The sequence below is a fragment of the Candidatus Pseudomonas phytovorans genome, from assembly GCA_029202525.1.
GTDB classification, from domain to species: Bacteria; Pseudomonadota; Gammaproteobacteria; order Pseudomonadales; family Pseudomonadaceae; genus Aquipseudomonas; species Aquipseudomonas phytovorans.
The window spans coordinates 5,502,016-5,518,963 of record CP119325.1; the positions used below are offsets into that span (position 1 = coordinate 5,502,016).

General features: G+C 63.9%; 14 protein-coding genes. 11 read left to right on the forward strand and 3 right to left on the reverse strand.

Features of this window, described 5'->3' with window-relative positions:
- Window positions 1–235 precede the first annotated feature (235 nt).
- The 4 genes from P0Y58_24265 (at window position 236) to P0Y58_24280 (ending at window position 3,343) form a co-directional block, all read left to right on the forward strand.
- Complete coding sequence (locus P0Y58_24265; GenBank protein WEK33391.1) at window positions 236–583, forward strand: ArsC family reductase; 348 nt, start codon at window positions 236–238, stop codon at window positions 581–583.
- 31 nt (window positions 584–614) lie between these two features.
- The gene (gene dapD / locus P0Y58_24270; GenBank protein WEK29966.1) at window positions 615–1,649 is read left to right on the forward strand and encodes a 2,3,4,5-tetrahydropyridine-2,6-dicarboxylate N-succinyltransferase; all 1,035 of its coding nucleotides are present in this window, start codon (window positions 615–617) and stop codon (window positions 1,647–1,649) included.
- Window positions 1,650–1,730: 81 nt separating this feature from the next.
- Entirely contained in the window at window positions 1,731–2,936 is a 1,206-nt protein-coding gene (locus tag P0Y58_24275; protein WEK29967.1) for a cysteine desulfurase, read from the forward strand.
- Entirely contained in the window at window positions 2,933–3,343 is a 411-nt protein-coding gene (locus P0Y58_24280; protein WEK29968.1) for a SufE family protein, read from the forward strand. Before P0Y58_24275 ends, P0Y58_24280 begins: the two co-directional genes overlap by 4 nt.
- A gap of 106 nt (window positions 3,344–3,449) precedes the next feature.
- Here P0Y58_24280 and tcdA read toward each other — a convergent pair whose 3' ends face one another.
- Window positions 3,450–4,259, reverse strand: coding sequence for a tRNA cyclic N6-threonylcarbamoyladenosine(37) synthase TcdA (tcdA, locus tag P0Y58_24285; GenBank protein ID WEK29969.1), 810 nt, complete (start codon window positions 4,257–4,259; stop codon window positions 3,450–3,452).
- A 119-nt stretch (window positions 4,260–4,378) separates the two neighbouring features.
- On the opposite strand from tcdA, the gene P0Y58_24290 reads away from it, so the two are divergent.
- From P0Y58_24290 to P0Y58_24305, 4 genes are all read left to right on the forward strand, one after another.
- Window positions 4,379–6,970, forward strand: coding sequence for a glycosyltransferase (locus P0Y58_24290; protein ID WEK29970.1), 2,592 nt, complete (start codon window positions 4,379–4,381; stop codon window positions 6,968–6,970).
- A gap of 222 nt (window positions 6,971–7,192) precedes the next feature.
- Complete coding sequence (dapE, locus tag P0Y58_24295; protein ID WEK29971.1) at window positions 7,193–8,344, forward strand: succinyl-diaminopimelate desuccinylase; 1,152 nt, start codon at window positions 7,193–7,195, stop codon at window positions 8,342–8,344.
- Window positions 8,344–9,156 (forward strand): methyltransferase domain-containing protein, encoded by an 813-nt coding sequence (locus P0Y58_24300; GenBank protein ID WEK29972.1) that lies wholly within the window; start codon window positions 8,344–8,346, stop codon window positions 9,154–9,156. Before dapE ends, P0Y58_24300 begins: the two co-directional genes overlap by 1 nt.
- 17 nt (window positions 9,157–9,173) lie before the next feature.
- On the forward strand, window positions 9,174–9,551 hold the full coding sequence (locus P0Y58_24305) for a hypothetical protein (protein ID WEK29973.1): 378 nt from the start codon (window positions 9,174–9,176) through the stop codon (window positions 9,549–9,551).
- Between the two features lie 64 nt (window positions 9,552–9,615).
- Here P0Y58_24305 and P0Y58_24310 read toward each other — a convergent pair whose 3' ends face one another.
- Entirely contained in the window at window positions 9,616–9,825 is a 210-nt protein-coding gene (locus P0Y58_24310) for a cold-shock protein (GenBank protein WEK29974.1), read from the reverse strand.
- 232 nt (window positions 9,826–10,057) lie between these two features.
- On the opposite strand from P0Y58_24310, the gene plsB reads away from it, so the two are divergent.
- The 3 genes from plsB (at window position 10,058) to P0Y58_24325 (ending at window position 13,742) form a co-directional block, all read left to right on the forward strand.
- A complete protein-coding gene (plsB, locus tag P0Y58_24315; GenBank protein ID WEK29975.1) occupies window positions 10,058–12,544 on the forward strand; it encodes a glycerol-3-phosphate 1-O-acyltransferase PlsB in 2,487 nt (828 codons plus the stop codon).
- A 76-nt stretch (window positions 12,545–12,620) separates the two neighbouring features.
- Entirely contained in the window at window positions 12,621–13,019 is a 399-nt protein-coding gene (locus P0Y58_24320) for a YbaY family lipoprotein (protein ID WEK29976.1), read from the forward strand.
- Window positions 13,020–13,052: 33 nt separating this feature from the next.
- Window positions 13,053–13,742, forward strand: a complete 690-nt coding sequence (locus P0Y58_24325) for a DUF4197 domain-containing protein (protein WEK29977.1) — start codon at window positions 13,053–13,055, stop codon at window positions 13,740–13,742.
- A gap of 138 nt (window positions 13,743–13,880) precedes the next feature.
- On the opposite strand, the gene P0Y58_24330 is transcribed toward P0Y58_24325, so the two are convergent.
- The gene (locus P0Y58_24330) at window positions 13,881–16,946 is read right to left on the reverse strand and encodes an efflux RND transporter permease subunit (GenBank protein ID WEK29978.1); all 3,066 of its coding nucleotides are present in this window, start codon (window positions 16,944–16,946) and stop codon (window positions 13,881–13,883) included.
- Window positions 16,947–16,948 lie beyond the last annotated feature (2 nt).

The window sequence follows — 16,948 nt, forward strand, 5'->3', positions numbered from 1 at the left end:
TCGAAATGGACGCTAAAAGGGGCCGCGCGCTGCGGGCACAGGACAGATTGGCCCGAAACAGATGTGGGAGCGGGCTTGCCCCGCGAAGCGCCGCGCGGGCGGCGCTCGATCTCACAGGCGGTGCAAGACTCAAGGCAAGCACACCCGTGGCGCTCACTCTTTCGTTCCCGCATAATCGCGCGACTGAAATCGAAAAACGGAGAAATTGGGGCAACCTGTATCCCCAATGCACACAATGACCTACACGCTCTACGGCATCAAAGCCTGTGACACCATGAAAAAGGCGCGTACCTGGCTCGAAGACAAAGCCATCGCCTACGAATTCCACGATTACAAAACCCAAGGCATCGACCGTGACAGCCTGAACCGCTGGTGCGACGAACACGGCTGGGAAGTCATCCTCAACCGTGCCGGCACCACCTTCCGCAAGCTGGACGACGCCAGCAAGGCAGACCTCGACCAGGCCAAGGCCGTCGAGCTGATGCTGGCCCAGCCGTCGATGATCAAACGTCCGGTGCTGGACCTTGGCGCGCGCACCCTGGTCGGCTTCAAGCCCGACCTGTACGCCGCTGCCCTGGCCTGAGCCCCTACCCTATTTCGCACGAGGTAATCACATGTCCAATACCCTGTTCAGCCTGGCCTTCGGTGTCGGCTCCCAGAACCGCCAGGGCGCCTGGCTGGAAGTGTTCTACGCACAACCACTGCTCAACCCGAGCGCCGAGCTGGTCGCCGCCGTAGCCCCTGTTCTCGGTTATGAAGGTGGCAACCAGGCCATCGCCTTCAGCAACGGCCAGGCCGCACAGCTGGCCGAAGCCCTGAAAGGCGTGGATGCTGCCCAGGCCGCCCTGCTGACCCGCCTGGCCGAGAGCCACAAGCCGCTGGTCGCCACCCTGCTGGCCGAAGACGCTGCCCTGAGCTCCACCCCAGAGGCCTACCTCAAGCTGCACCTGCTGTCGCACCGCCTGGTCAAGCCGCACGGCGTGAGCCTGGCCGGCATCTTCCCGCTGCTGCCGAACGTGGCCTGGACCAACCGTGGCGCAGTGGACCTGGCCGAACTGGCCGAGCTGCAACTGGAAGCGCGCCTGAAAGGCGAGCTGCTGGAAGTGTTCTCGGTGGACAAGTTCCCGAAAATGACCGACTACGTGGTCCCGGCCGGCGTACGCATCGCCGACACCGCCCGTGTGCGCCTGGGCGCCTACATTGGCGAAGGCACCACCATCATGCACGAAGGCTTCGTCAACTTTAACGCTGGCACCGAAGGCCCGGGCATGATCGAAGGCCGTGTGTCCGCTGGCGTGTTCGTCGGCAAGGGCTCGGACCTGGGCGGCGGTTGCTCGACCATGGGCACCCTGTCCGGTGGCGGCAACATCGTCATCAAGGTGGGCGAAGGCTGCCTGATCGGCGCCAACGCCGGTATCGGCATCCCGCTGGGCGACCGCAACACCGTTGAAGCCGGCCTGTACATCACCGCAGGCACCAAGGTGAACCTGCTGGACGAGAACAACGAGCTGGTCAAAGTGGTCAAGGCCCGCGACCTGGCCGGCCAGACCGACCTGCTGTTCCGCCGCAACTCGCTGAACGGCGCAGTGGAGTGCAAGACCCACAAGTCGGCCATCGAGCTGAACGAGGCGTTGCACGCCCACAACTGAGAACCTTTGCAGGTTTGAAGTGTTAAGATCGGGTCTGGCGTTAGCACGCCAGACCCGATTTTCATTCCAGGCCCCGTGAACATGTTCCAGCCCTCCCCCTGGCGTGCCGACTTCCCCGCCATCGCCGCCCTGCAACGGCAGCACCAGACCTACCTGGACAGCGCCGCCACTACCCAAAAGCCGCAAGCCCTGATCGATGCCCTAAGCCATTACTACGGCCATGGCGCGGCCAACGTGCACCGTGCCCAGCATCTGCCCGGGGCCCTGGCAACCCAGGCCTTCGAAACCAGCCGCGACAAGGTCGCTGCCTGGTTGAATGCCGCAGACTCACGGCAGATCGTGTTCACCCACGGAGCCACCTCGGCGCTGAACCTGCTGGCCTACGGCCTGGAGCACCGCTTCGAGGCTGGTGACGAAATCGCCATCAGCGCCCTGGAGCACCATGCCAACCTGCTGCCATGGCAACAGCTGGCACACCGACGCAACCTGCGCCTGGTGGTGCTGCCGCTGGATGCCCATGGCCGCATCGATCTGAACCAGGCACTCCAGCTGATAGGCCCACGCACCCGGGTGCTGGCGGTCAGCCAGCTGTCCAACGTGCTGGGCACCTGGCAGCCGCTGCCGGCCCTGCTTTCCCATGCCCGCGCCCAGGGCGCGTTGACGGTGGTCGACGGTGCCCAGGGTGTGGTGCATGGTCGCCATGATGTGCAGCAACTGGGTTGCGACTTCTATGTGTTCTCCAGCCACAAGCTGTACGGCCCGGACGGTGTCGGTGTGCTCTATGGCCGCAGCCAGGCCCTGGGACTGCTGCGGCACTGGCAATACGGCGGCGAGATGGTGCAGTTGGCCGAGTACCAGAGCGCCAGCTTCCGCCCGGCACCGTTGGGGTTCGAGGCGGGCACGCCGCCAATCGCCAGCGTGATCGGCCTGGGCGCAACTCTGGATTATCTGGCCAGCCTCGACACCCAGGCTGTCGAAGCCCACGAAACCAGCCTGCACCAACACCTGCTGCGCGGCCTGGCCGACCGTGAGGGCGTGCGGATACTGGGGGCCCCACACACGGCGCTGGCCAGCTTCGTCATCGAGGGCGTGCACAACGCTGATATTGCGCACCTGCTCACCGAACAGGGCATTGCCGTGCGCGCGGGGCATCATTGCGCCATGCCGTTACTGAAAGGGCTGGGACTGGAGGGTGCAATCCGCGTGTCGTTGGGCCTGTACAACGACAGCGATGACTTGCAGCGCTTCTTCGACGCACTGGATCAAGGCCTGGAGTTGTTGCGATGAGCCTGCCGGAACAGGCGCTTCAGGCGCTGGATGCTTTTCAACAGGGTAAAGGCTGGGAGCAGCGGGCGCGGCTGTTGATGCAGTGGGGCGACCGCCTGGCGTCGCTGGATGACGCTGAAAAGACTGAGGTGAACCGGGTGCACGGCTGCGAGAGCCTGGTCTGGCTGGTGGCCGAGCAGGTCGAGGGGCTGTGGCAGTTCAAGGCCAGCAGCGATGCCCGTTTGTTGCGCGGGCTGCTGGCGTTGTTGCTGGTGCGGGTGCAGGGGCTGGCCAGTGATGAGCTGGCCGGGCTGGATCTGCGAGAGTGGTTCACCCAACTGGGGCTTGAGCGCCAGCTTTCGCCGTCGCGCAGCAATGGGCTGCATGCTGTGTTGCAGCGGATGGCGGAGCTGAGTCACAGCCGCTAAAGCAGTGACTCTGTGGGAGCGGGCTTGTCCCGCGAACACCGGCGCAGCCGGTGCCATGCATCGCGCTGCCTGCTTCGCGGGGCAAGCCCGCTCCCACAATGGCCCCTTACTCAGGTTTGGCACGCTCCGACGGCCGTCGCGCCCCGGCGACCAGCTTCTCGATCGCCTTGCTCGCCGCCACCATGCCAAAGGTCGCGGTCACCATCATCACCGCGCCAAAGCCACCCGAGCAGTCCAGCCGCACACCCTCGCCAACGAAGCTCTTCTGCAGGCAGACACTGCCATCACCCTTGGGGTAACGCAGCTGCTCGCTTGAAAACACGCACGGCACGCCATAGTTGCGGCTGACGTTGCGCGAGAAGTTGTAGTCGCGGCGCAAGGTGGAGCGCACCCGCGAGGCCAGCGGATCATTGAAGGTCTTGTTCAGGTCGGCGATCTGGATCTGTGTCGGATCGATCTGCCCACCCGCGCCACCCGTGGTAACGATGGCGATCTTGCGCCGCCGGCACCAGGCAATCAAAGCCGCCTTGGCCATGACGCTGTCAATGCAGTCGATCACACAGTCCAGGTGCTCGTGGATGTGCTCGGCCATGGTTTCACGGGTGACGAAGTCGGCCACCGCATGCACCGTGCACGCCGGGTTGATCGCCCGCAAGCGCTCGGCCATGACCTCGACCTTGGGCCGCCCCACCTGGCCTTCCAGGGCATGGGCCTGGCGGTTGGTGTTGCTGACACAGACGTCGTCCAGGTCAAACAGACTGATTTCGCCCACGCCGCTGCGGGCCAGCGCTTCGGCCGCCCACGAGCCTACCCCGCCAATGCCGACCACGCCCACGTGGGCCTGGCCCAGGCGCTGCAACCCCTGGTCGCCATACAGCCGGGCAACACCGGCGAAGCGTGGATCTTCTGTGCTCATGTTCATACCCCAAAAAACCGGCGCGCATTATATGCCAGCGGGCCCATGGCCTGCATCGTTAGGAAAGAGACTACCAACCCTGCTTTAATGTCCTATCACTTCGACACAAATGGACGACAATGTCTTCACGTAAATTCGGCCTGAACCTGGTTGTGGTGCTGGCCATCGCCGCGCTGTTCACCGGGTTCTGGGCACTGATCAACCGCCCGGTTTCCGCCCCCGCCTGGCCAGAGCAGATCTCTGGCTTCTCGTATTCGCCGTTCCGCCTGGGTGAAAGCCCGCAGAAAGGCCAGTACCCCACTGACGACGAGATGCGCCAGGACCTGGAACAGTTGAGCAAACTGACCGACAGCATCCGCATCTACACCGTGGAGGGCACCCAGGCCGACATCCCTCGCCTGGCCGAGGAGTTTGGCCTGCGGGTGACGCTGGGGATCTGGATCAGCCCGGACCTGGAACGCAACGAGCGCGAAATCGCCACGGCCATCCAGTTGGCCAACACCTCGCGCAGCGTGGTGCGGGTGGTAGTCGGCAACGAGGCGCTGTTCCGTGAAGAAGTCACCCCGGAAAACCTGATCAAGTACCTGGACCGGGTCCGCGCCGCTGTCAAGGTACCGGTGACCACCAGCGAGCAGTGGCACATCTGGAAGGAAAACCCCGAGATTGCCAAGCACGTCGACCTGATTGCCGCGCACATCCTGCCCTACTGGGAGTTTGTGAAGATGAAGGATTCGGTCGAGTTCGTGCTCGACCGCGCCCGTGAGCTGAAGCACCTGTTCCCGCGCAAACCCCTGCTGCTGTCAGAGGTCGGCTGGCCAAGCAATGGCCGCATGCGCGGTGGTGCCGATGCCAGCCAGGCCGATCAGGCCATTTACCTGCGCACCTTGGTCAACACCCTCAACCGCCGCGGCTACAACTACTTTGTCATCGAAGCCTATGACCAGCCGTGGAAAGCCAGCGACGAAGGCTCGGTAGGCGCCTACTGGGGCGTGTACAACGCCGAGCGCCAGCAAAAGTTCAACTTCGACGGCCCGGTGGTGGCGATCCCGCAATGGCGCGCCCTGGCGGTGGCCTCGGTGGTGCTGGCGATGATCGCCCTGATGGTGCTGTTCATCGACGGCTCGGCCCTGCGCCAGCGCGGCCGCACGTTCCTCACGTTCATCACCTTCCTGTGCGGGTCGGTGCTGGTGTGGATTGCCTACGACTACAGCCAGCAATACAGCACCTGGTTCAGCCTGACCGTGGGCGTGCTGCTCGCCCTTGGCGCGCTGGGCGTATTCATCGTGCTGCTGACCGAGGCCCATGAACTGGCCGAAGCAGTCTGGATACACAAGCGCCGACGCGAGTTCCTGCCGGTGCAGGCCGACAGTGCCTACCGGCCCAAAGTCTCGGTGCATGTGCCGTGCTACAACGAGCCGCCCGAGATGGTGAAACAGACCCTCGACGCCCTGACGGCGCTGGACTACCCCGACTACGAAGTGCTGGTGATCGACAACAACACCAAGGACCCGGCCGTGTGGGAGCCGCTGAAGGCTCACTGCGAGAAGCTCGGCGAGCGCTTCAAGTTCTTCCACGTCGCGCCACTGGCCGGCTTCAAGGGCGGCGCGCTGAACTACCTGCTCCCGCACACCGCCAAGGACGCCGAGGTGATCGCGGTAATCGACTCGGACTACTGCGTCGACCGCAACTGGCTCAAGCACATGGTGCCGCACTTCGCCGACCCGAAAATTGCCGTAGTGCAGTCGCCCCAGGACTACCGCGACCAGCACGAAAGCGCCTTCAAGAAACTGTGCTACAGCGAGTACAAGGGCTTCTTCCACATCGGCATGGTCACGCGCAACGACCGTGACGCCATCATCCAGCACGGCACCATGACCATGACCCGGCGCACGGTACTGGAAGAACTGGGCTGGGCAGAATGGTGCATCTGCGAAGATGCCGAACTGGGCCTGCGCGTGTTCGAGAAGGGCCTGTCGGCCGCCTACGCCCATAACAGCTATGGCAAGGGCCTGATGCCCGACACCTTCATCGACTTCAAGAAGCAGCGTTTCCGCTGGGCCTACGGCGCCATTCAAATCATCAAGCACCACGCCAGCGCATTGTTGCGCGGCAAGGGCAGCGAGCTGACCCGTGGCCAGCGCTATCACTTCCTGGCCGGCTGGCTGCCGTGGGTCGCCGACGGCATGAACATCTTCTTCACCATCGGCGCACTGCTGTGGTCGGCGGCGATGATCATCGTGCCGCACCGTGTCGACCCACCGCTGATGATCTTCGCCATCCCGCCGCTGGCGCTGTTCTTCTTCAAGGTGGGCAAGATCATCTTCCTGTACCGCCGTGCAGTAGGCGTGAACCTGAAGGACGCCTTCGCCGCAGCGCTGGCCGGGCTCGCACTGTCGCATACCATCGCCAAGGCGGTGCTGTATGGCTTTTTCACCAGCAGCATGCCGTTTTTCCGCACACCAAAGAATGCCGACAGCCATGGGCTGCTGGTGGCACTTTCCGAAGCGCGCGAAGAGCTGTTCATCATGTTGCTGTTGTGGGGCGCGGCGCTGGGCATCTACCTGGTGCAGGGGCTGCCGAGTTCGGACATGCGCTTCTGGGTGGCGATGCTGCTGGTGCAGTCGCTGCCGTACGTGGCGGCGCTGGTGATGGCCCTACTGTCCTCGCTGCCCAAGCCAGTGGAGAAGGCTGCCGAGCCGCAACAGGCTTGAGATTGCCGGGGCTGCTTTGCAGCCCTTCGCGGGCTTGCCCGCTCCCACAGGTTTCGCGTTGAGTGCGGGCATGCGCAATTTCTGTGGGGGCGGGCAAGCCCGCGAAGGGCCGCAAAGCGGCCCCAGTCGCTTAACTGGCTGGCATTACCCCATTGGCCCACCGGTTTGATATAAGATAACGCCCCTCAGATTTCCCCGCCTTGCCTTGCCCCGGAGTCCCCCATGACGGCCCATGCCGAGCTCTCGCCTACCCTTCAACTGGCCTGCGACCTGATCCGTCGCCCCTCGGTCACCCCCGTCGACGCCGATTGCCAGGCGCAGATGATGAAGCGCCTGGGCGCCGTGGGCTTCGAGCTCGAACCAATGCGCATCGAGGACGTCGACAATTTCTGGGCGACTCACGGCAACCAGGACGGCCCGGTACTGTGCTTCGCCGGCCACACCGACGTAGTGCCCACCGGCCCTGTGCAGCAATGGCAACATGAACCGTTCGAAGCGCTGATCGACGCTGACGGCATGCTCTGCGGCCGTGGCGCCGCCGACATGAAAGGCAGCCTGGCGTCCATGGTGATAGCCAGCGAGCGCTTCGTGCACGACTACCCGAACCACCGCGGCAAGGTCGCCTTCCTGATCACCAGCGACGAGGAAGGCCCGGCCCACCACGGCACCAAGGCCGTGGTCGAGCGCCTGAAAGCACGCAACGAACGCCTGGACTGGTGCATTGTCGGCGAACCGTCCAGCACCACCCTGCTGGGCGACGTGGTCAAGAACGGCCGCCGTGGCTCACTGGGTGCCAAGCTGACCGTGCGCGGCAAGCAGGGCCACGTGGCCTACCCGCACCTGGCACGTAACCCGATCCACCTGGCGGCCCCGGCCCTGGCAGAACTGGCAGCCGAGCACTGGGACGAAGGCAACGCGTTCTTCCCGCCGACCAGCTTCCAGATCTCCAACCTCAATTCCGGCACCGGCGCCACCAACGTGGTACCGGGCGACCTGACAGCGCTGTTCAACTTCCGCTTCTCCACCGAGTCGACAGTGGAAGGCCTGCAGGCGCGGGTGTCGGCAATTCTCGACAAGCATCAACTGGACTGGTCGATCGACTGGGCGCTGTCGGGCTTGCCGTTCCTCACCGAACCCGGTGAACTGCTCGACGCCGTGGCACACAGCATCAAGGGCGTCACCGGCCGCGACACCCAGCCGTCCACCAGCGGCGGCACCTCCGATGGCCGCTTCATCGCCACCATGGGTACCCAGGTGGTCGAACTGGGCCCGGTCAATGCCACCATTCACCAGGTAGACGAGCGGATCCTGGCCAGCGACCTCGACCTGCTGACTGAAATCTACTACCAGACCCTGGTTCGGTTGCTCGCCTGATGCTCGCCTGCCCTCTTTGCCAGGCGCCGCTGAGCCGGCTCGACAACAGTGTGGTGTGCCCGGCCGGTCACCGCTTCGACCGCGCCCGCCAGGGTTACCTGAACCTGCTGCCGGTGCAGCACAAGAACAGCCGCGACCCGGGTGACAACCAGGCCATGGTCGAGGCCCGCCGCGACTTCCTCGACGCTGGCCACTACGCCCCGGTGGCCCACCGCCTGGCCGAGCTTGCCGCCGAGCGCCAGCCCGGCGCCTGGCTGGACATCGGCTGCGGCGAGGGGTACTACACCGCGCTGCTCGCCCAGGCCCTGCCGGGCGCAGACGGTTACGCCCTGGACATCTCCCGCGAGGCGGTCAAGCGTGCCTGCCGCCGCGCGCCACAGGTTACCTGGATGGTCGCGAGCATGGCTCGCGTGCCGCTGGCCGACGCCAGTTGCCAGTTCATCGCCAGCGTGTTCAGCCCGCTGGACTGGGCCGAGGCCAGGCGCCTGCTCAGCCCTGGCGGCGGCCTGATGCGGGTCGGCCCGACCAGCGGCCACCTGATGGAACTGCGCGAAGTGCTCTACGATGAAGTGCGCCCTTACGCCGACGACAAGCACTTGGCCCTCGTCCCCGAAGGCATGGCCCACGCCCACAGCGAAACCCTTGAGTTCCGCCTGAGCCTGGCCGAGCCCAAGGCACGCGCCGACTTGCTCGCGATGACCCCGCACGGCTGGCGTGCCAGCGCCGAAAAACGCGCCCGGGTGATCGACCAGCCCGAGCCGTTCGAGGTCACGGTTTCCATGCGTTATGACTATTTCGTGCGCCAAGACTGAGCACACCCGGAGCCCTTATGCGCCAACCTGATATCGAGATTTACCTGAAGGACGCCGACGTCGACCACAAGCAGATTGCCGAGTGGCTCGCCCAGGCAATCGGCCCTTGCAGCGAATGGCAGCAGAAAGGCCAGACGTTCAAATGCAAGGCCGGTAACATTCCGGTCACCTGGTTACCCAAGGCTGTAGGGAAATGGAACAGCCTGTACCTTGAAAGCGACCAGACGCCATGGGCCGATGATGTCGCCTGCGCCCGCGCCGCATTTGCCACACTGGGCGTGGAAGTGCGCTGCGCACCGGGTGGCTGGGTCGAGGAAGACGGGGAAGAAGATGCCGACCGCTGGGTCCGCATCAGTGCCGACGGTGAAGAGGAAATCACCTGGCGTACCAGCTGAAACAGGTTGCTTCAGGCTGCAAGTTACACGGTCAACTTGCAGCTTGAGGCCTACCGCAAAAGGCTCAGAGGCCCACTACGTCTTCGGCTTGCAGGCCTTTCTGGCCCTGCACGCAGGCGTATTCCACCCGCTGCCCTTCGACCAGGGTACGATGCCCCTCACCGCGGATCGCCCGATAGTGGACGAACACATCCGCACCACCTTCGCGCTGAATGAAGCCATAACCCTTGGCATCGTTGAACCACTTTACATTCCCAGTCTCACGAGACGACATCTGAACTACTCCGGATTTTTATTGTGAAGATCGCCTTGCAGGCATGAGCTTACGGCCCCGTGCCAACGCCGCTTGCCGAATATCCTGCAAGTGGCAGGCCGAGTATATGACACAGAACAAAAAAAATTGATGACGGCCCCGCAGTTGGCCGATTTTTGCTGAACTTACGCCGATACGGCAGACTAAGTTAGCTGGATACTCACCTGAACATCACACCCAGGGCACACACCCCATGACCCGTTCCCCCCTGCGCCGCCTGATCTTCGGCGCCTTGCGTCGCCTGTTGTACCTGTGGGTGCGCTCCGAGACCATCAACCAGTCTTCCATGTCCCTCAACCTGGACCGCAGCCGGCCGGTGTTCTATGCACTGCCCTCGCCTGCGCTCACCGACCTGGCGGTGCTCGACCACGAGTGCACCAAGGCGGGGCTGCCGCGCCCTGTGCTGCCGGTGGCGGTCGGCCAACTGCAGGAACCGGCCGGGTTCTTCTACCTGACCCCCGACCCGGACTGGCTTGGCCGGCAGGACAAACGCGGCGCCCCGCCCACGCTTGAGCGCCTGGTCGCCGCCGTCACCCAGCATGCCGAGGAAGATGCGCAGATCATTCCGGTCAGCGTGTTCTGGGGCCAGACCCCGGCCAGTGAGTCCAGCCCATGGAAGCTGCTGTTTGCCGACAGCTGGGCCGTTACCGGGCGCCTGCGCCGGCTGCTGACCGTGCTGATTCTGGGGCGCAAGACCCGGGTGCAGTTCTCTGCGCCTATCCACCTGCGGGAACTGGTCCAGCACAACAAGGGCCACGAGCGCACCGTGCGCATGGCCCAGCGCCTGATGCGCGTGCACTTTCGCAACCTCAAGACTGCCGTCATCGGCCCGGACATCTCGCACCGGCGCAACCTGGTCAAGGGCTTGGTCCACGCGCCACTGGTACGCCAGGCCATCGCTGACGAGGCCCAGCGTGAGAATCTGCCGCTGGCCAAGGCCGAAGCCCAGGCGCTGCGCTACGGCAACGAGATCGCTTCGGACTACACCTACACCGTCATCCGCTTCCTCGAAGTGGTGCTCAGCTGGTTCTGGAACAAGATCTACGACGGCATCAAGGTCAACAACATCGAGCAGGTGCAGGGCATCGCCCCCGGCCACGAAGTGATCTACGTGCCGTGCCACCGCAGCCACATCGACTACCTGCTGCTGTCGTACCTGTTGTTCCGCAACGGCCTCACCCCGCCGCACGTGGCTGCAGGCATCAACCTCAACATGCCGGTGGTGGGGAACCTGCTGCGCCGTGGCGGCGCCTTCTTCATGCGCCGCACGTTCAAAGGCAACCCGCTGTACACCGCAGTGTTCAACGAGTACCTGCATACTCTCTATACCAAAGGCTTCCCGGTCGAGTACTTCGTCGAAGGTGGCCGCTCGCGGACCGGGCGCATGCTGCAGCCACGTACCGGGATGCTGGCCATTACCCTGCGCAGCTTCCTGCGCTCGTCGCGCACGCCGGTCGTGTTCGTGCCGGTGTACATTGGCTACGAGCGCGTGCTTGAAGGCCGAACCTACCTGGGTGAATTGCGCGGGGCCAGTAAAAAGAAAGAGTCGGTGTTCGACATCTTCAAGGTGTTTGGTGCGCTCAAGCAGCGCTTTGGCCAGGTCTACGTCAACTTCGGCGAACCGATCCGCCTCGCCGGTTTCCTCGACCAGCAACAGCCCGGCTGGCGTGAACAGGATCACGGCCCGCAATACCGCCCAGCCTGGCTCAACGCCGCCACCACCCGCCTGGGCGAAACCGTGGCCCGTCACCTCAACGAGGCGGCCGCCATCAACCCGGTCAACCTGGTAGCCCTGGCGCTGCTGTCCACCAGCCGCCTAGCCCTGGACGAACGCGCCCTGACCCGCGTGCTCGACCTGTACCTGGCCCTGTTGCGCCAGGTGCCCTACTCGCCGCACACCACCCTGCCCGACGGTGACGGCCAGGCACTGATCGAACACGTGCGCAGCATGAACCTGGTGGCCGAACAGAAGGACGCCCTGGGCCGCATCCTCTACCTGGATGAAGGCAATGCGGTCCTGATGACCTACTACCGCAACAACGTACTGCACATCTTCGCCCTGCCGGCGCTGCTGGCCAGCTTCTTCCTCAGCAGCGCGCGCATGAGCCGGGAACTGCTGGGCCAGTATGTGCATGCGTTGTACCCGTACCTGCAGGCCGAACTATTCTTGCGCTGGACGCCAGAGCAACTGGACGAGGTGATCGACCACTGGCTGGCCGCGCTGGTCGAGCAAGGCCTGCTGCGTCAGGAAAACGACCTGTACGTGCGCCCGGCGCCCAGCTCGCGGCAGTTCGTGTTGCTGACACTGCTCGCACGCACCATCACCCAGACCCTGCAGCGTTTCTACATGGCCACCTCGCTGCTGCTCAACAGCGGGCAGAACAGCTTGAGTGCCGAAGCGCTGGAGGATTTGTGCGTGATGATGGCCCAGCGCCTGTCGATCCTGCATGGCCTGAATGCGCCGGAGTTCTTCGACAAGACGCTGTTCCGCCACTTTATCCAGACCCTGCTCCAGCAAGGCGTGCTGTACGCCGATGCGCAAGGCAAGCTGGGCTATCACGACAGGCTTGGCGAGCTGGCCGAAGGCGTGGCCAAGCGTGTGCTGTCGGCCGAGCTGCGCCTGTCGATTCGCCAGGTGGCGCTACACCGTGACGATGGCCTGGAAACTTCGACCATCTAACGCTTCATCCGCCGGAAAAATCCGCTAAAGTCCTTGGGGTTGGCCACAAGCCAGCGCCAAGGACCCCGGAGATTCCATGAAAAAGCTCTTTATGCTGTGTTGCGCATCCCTGCTCGCAGCCTGTTCCAGCCAAACCCCATCCACCCAGGCCAGCCTGGACGGTGAAGTCTTCTACCTGCAGCGTATTGCCCTGCCGCCTGCCGCGACCTTGAGCGTGGAGCTGCAGGATGTGTCGCTGATGGACGCCCCTGCCGTAACCCTGGCCCGCCAGGCCGGCCCGGTCAAAGGCAACGTTCCGCTGCCGTTCCACCTCAGTTACGACCCAGCCCAGGTCAAACCCGGCCACCGCTATGCGGTGAGTGCGCGCATCGAGCTGGATGGCAAGCTGCTGTTCATCAATACCGAACACCATGGTGTCATGCTCGACGGCAGTGACCCGAAATCTGTTCGGATCAAGGTCGACCAGGTTCGCTGATACCCGTATTTATATGTTCATAAGGAAAGCTTCATGATCCGCACTTCCCTGCGTTTCACCACCCTGTGCGCCGGCCTGCTGCTGTCGGCCAGCGCCCTGGCCCTGTCGCTGGGCGACCTTAGCCAGAAAGACGCCACTGGCGGCCTGAAAGATACCCTGACCCAAGGCGCGCAGCTCGCCGTCAAGCAGTTGAGCACCCCAGGTGGCTTCAGCAACAACCCCGATGTGCGCATCGAGTTGCCGGGCAACCTGGGCAAAGCCGCCAAGGCGATGAAGATGTTCGGCAAAGGTGAACAGGTCGATGCCCTTGAAGCCAGCATGAACAAGGCAGCCGAAGCTGCCGTGCCGCAGGCCCAGGCGATTCTGGTCGATGCCGTGAAGAACATGAGCGTGACCGATGCCAAAGGCATCCTCAGCGGCGGTGACGACTCGGCCACCCAGTACCTGAACAAGAGCAGCCGCGAGCAGATCCGCGCCAAGTTCCTGCCGATCGTCAAGCAGGCGACCGACAAGGTTGGCCTGGCCCAGCAATACAACAATTTTGCCGGGCAAGCGGTGGCATTGGGCGTGGTCGACGCCAAAAGCGCCAGCATCGAGAACTATGTGACCGAGAAGGCGCTGGATGGCCTGTTCGAGATGATTGGCAAGCAAGAGCAGAACATTCGCGAGAACCCGGCTGCGGCGGCTACCAGCCTGGCCAAGAAGGTTTTCGGCGCCCTCTGATGGCCCTGGGGGCTGCGTTGCAGCCCATTCGCGGGACAAGCCCGCTCCCACAGATTTTCCACCATCCGGAACACTGTGGCATCCCTGTGGGAGCGGGCTTGCCCCGCGAATGGAGGGCAAAGCCCTCCCCTGCGGTCGTCAGGTTTTCTTCACCCTGAACCACGCCGCATACAACGCCGGCAGGAACAACAGGGTCAACGCCGTGGCCACGATCAACCCCCCCATGATCGCCACTGCCATCGGCCCGTAGAACACGCTGCGTGACAACGGGATCATCGCCAGCACCGCCGCCAGCGCGGTCAGCACGATCGGCCGGAAGCGCCGCACGGTTGCTTCGATGATCGCCTGCCAACGCTCCATGCCCGCCGCGATGTCCTGCTCGATCTGGTCCACCAGAATCACCGAGTTGCGCATGATCATGCCCGCCAGGGCAATGGTGCCCAGCATGGCGACAAAACCGAACGGCTGGCGGAACACCAGCAGGAACAGGGTCACGCCAATCAGCCCAAGCGGCGCGGTAAGGAACACCATCACCGTGCGCGAAAAGCTGCGCAGCTGGATCATCAGCAGGCTCAAAACCACCACCACGAACAGCGGCATGCCAGCGTTCACCGAATTCTGCCCACGCTCGGAGTCTTCAACCGTACCGCCCACTTCCAGCAGGTAGCCATCCGGCAGCTTGGCGCGTATCTCCTGCAGCGTCGGTTCGATCTGTTTCACCAGCGTGGCCGGTTGCTCCTTGTCGTAGATATCGGCGCGCACGGTCACCGTCGGCAGGCGGTTGCGGTGCCAGATGATGCCTTCCTCGAAGCCGTATTCCAGCGTCGCCACCTGCGACAGCGCCACACTCTGGCCGTTGTCGGTGGGCAGTGCCAGGCTGCCGAGGTTAGCCAGCTCGCCGCGTTCCTGTTGGGTGCCGCGCAGCAGGATCTCGATCAGCTCGTTGTCCTCGCGGTACTGGCTGACCGTGGTGCCAGTCAGCGAGCTTTGCAGGAAGCTGGACAAGTGCGCGGTACTTACGCCCAGGGCACGGGCGCGGTCCTGGTCGATTTCGAGGAACACGGCCTTGCTTGGCTCTTCCCAGTCCAGGTGCACGTTCACCACATGTGGGTTCTCGCGCACCTTGTCGGCCACTTCACGGGCCAACGCACGGGCCTTCTCGATGTGCTCGCCGGTGACCCGGAACTGCACCGGGTAACCCACAGGCGGGCCGTTTTCCAGGCGCGTAACCCGGGCACGCAGGTCGGGGAATTGCTGGTCTACCGTGTTGATCAGCCAGCTGCGCAAGCGCTCGCGGTCCTCCATCGACTTGGCCAGCACCACGAACTGGGCAAAGCTGGCGGCCGGCAGTTGCTGGTCCAGCGGCAGGTAGAAGCGCGGCGAACCGGTACCCACGTAGGCCACGTAGTTGTCGATACCATCCTGCTGCTTGAGCAGAGCCTCCAGCTGCTTGACCCGCTCGGCGGTGTTGGCCAGCGAGGCGCCTTCCGCCAGCTTCAGGTCGACCATCAGCTCCGGGCGCCCGGAAGCCGGGAAGAACTGCTGGGGCACGAAACGGAACAACAGGATACTGCCGACAAAGGCGGCGATGGTCAGCAGGATCACCGTCTTGCGCCGCCGCACGCACCACTCCACCACCCGCCGCACGCGCTGGTAGAACGGCGTGGCGTAAGGGTCTGGCGCCTGGCCATCCTTGCCATGGCGCGCAGCGTGCAGCTTGGCCAGGTCTGGCAACAGGCGCTCGCCCAGATAAGGCACGAACACCACGGCCGCCACCCACGAGGTCAGCAAGGCGATGGTCACCACCTGGAAGATCGAGCGCGTGTACTCACCCGTGCTGGAGGCCGCCGTGGCAATCGGCAGGAAGCCTGCGGCCGTGATCAGGGTACCGGTAAGCATCGGGAACGCCGTGCTGGTCCAGGCATAACTGGCCGCCTTGAGCCGGTCGTAGCCCTGCTCCATCTTGATCGCCATCATTTCCACAGCAATGATCGCGTCGTCCACCAGCAGGCCCAGCGCCAGCACCAGGGCTCCCAGGGAAATCTTGTGCAGGCCGATGCCAAAGTAATGCATGGCAGCGAAGGTCATGGCCAGCACCAGCGGGATGGCCAGCGCCACCACCAGGCCGGTGCGCAGGCCCAGCGAGAAGAAGCTCACCAGCAGCACGATGACCAACGCCTCGACCAGCACCTGCACGAATTCGCCAACACCGGCCTTGACCGCCGCAGGCTGGTCCGAGACCTTGCGCAGCTCCATGCCGGCCGGCAGGTTGCGCGCCACCCGCTCGAACTCGCCTTCCAGGGCCTTGCCCAGTACCAGAATGTCGCCGCCGTCCTTCATCGACACGGCCAGGCCAATGGCATCTTCACCCATGAAGCGCATGCGCGGGGCGGGTGGGTCGTTGAAGCCACGGTGCACCTCAGCGACATCGCCGATCCGAAAGGTGCGGTCACCCACGCGAATAGGGAACTGACGGATCTGCTCGACGCTGTCGAAGCGCCCGCTCACCCGCAGCTGCAGGCGCTCGCTGGGCGTCTCGAAGAAGCCGGCGGTGCTCACCGCGTTCTGCTCTTGCAGCGCCTTCTGCACAGCCTCTAGCGGTACGCCTAGGGTGGCCAACTTGAGGTTGGACAGCTCGATCCAGATTTTCTCGTCCTGCAGGCCGACCAGTTCGACCTTGCCCACATCCTTCACCCGCTGCAGCTGGATCTGGATGCGGTCGGCGTAGTCCTTGAGCACCGCGTAGTCAAAGCCCTCACCGGTCAGCGCGTAGATATTGCCGAACGTGGTGCCGAACTCGTCATTGAAGAACGGGCCCTGGATTTCCGGTGGCAAGGTGTGGCGGATGTCCGCGACCTTCTTGCGGATCTGGTACCACAGCTCGGGTATGTCCTTGGAATGCAGCGAGTCGCGGGCCATGAAGGTGACCTGCGATTCACCGGGGCGAGAGAACGAGACAATCTTCTCGTACTCGCCGGTTTCCATCAGCTTCTTCTCGATGCTTTCGGTGACCTGACGCGACACTTCTTCGGCGCTGGCGCCCGGCCACAGGGTACGAATGACCATGGCCTTGAAGGTGAATGGCGGGTCCTCGCTCTGGCCGAGCTTGGTGTAGGACATGGCGCCAATGGCCGCCAGCAGGATCATCAGGAACAGGACGATCTGGCGGTTGCGCAGCGCCCAGGCAGAAAGGTTGAAACCCATCG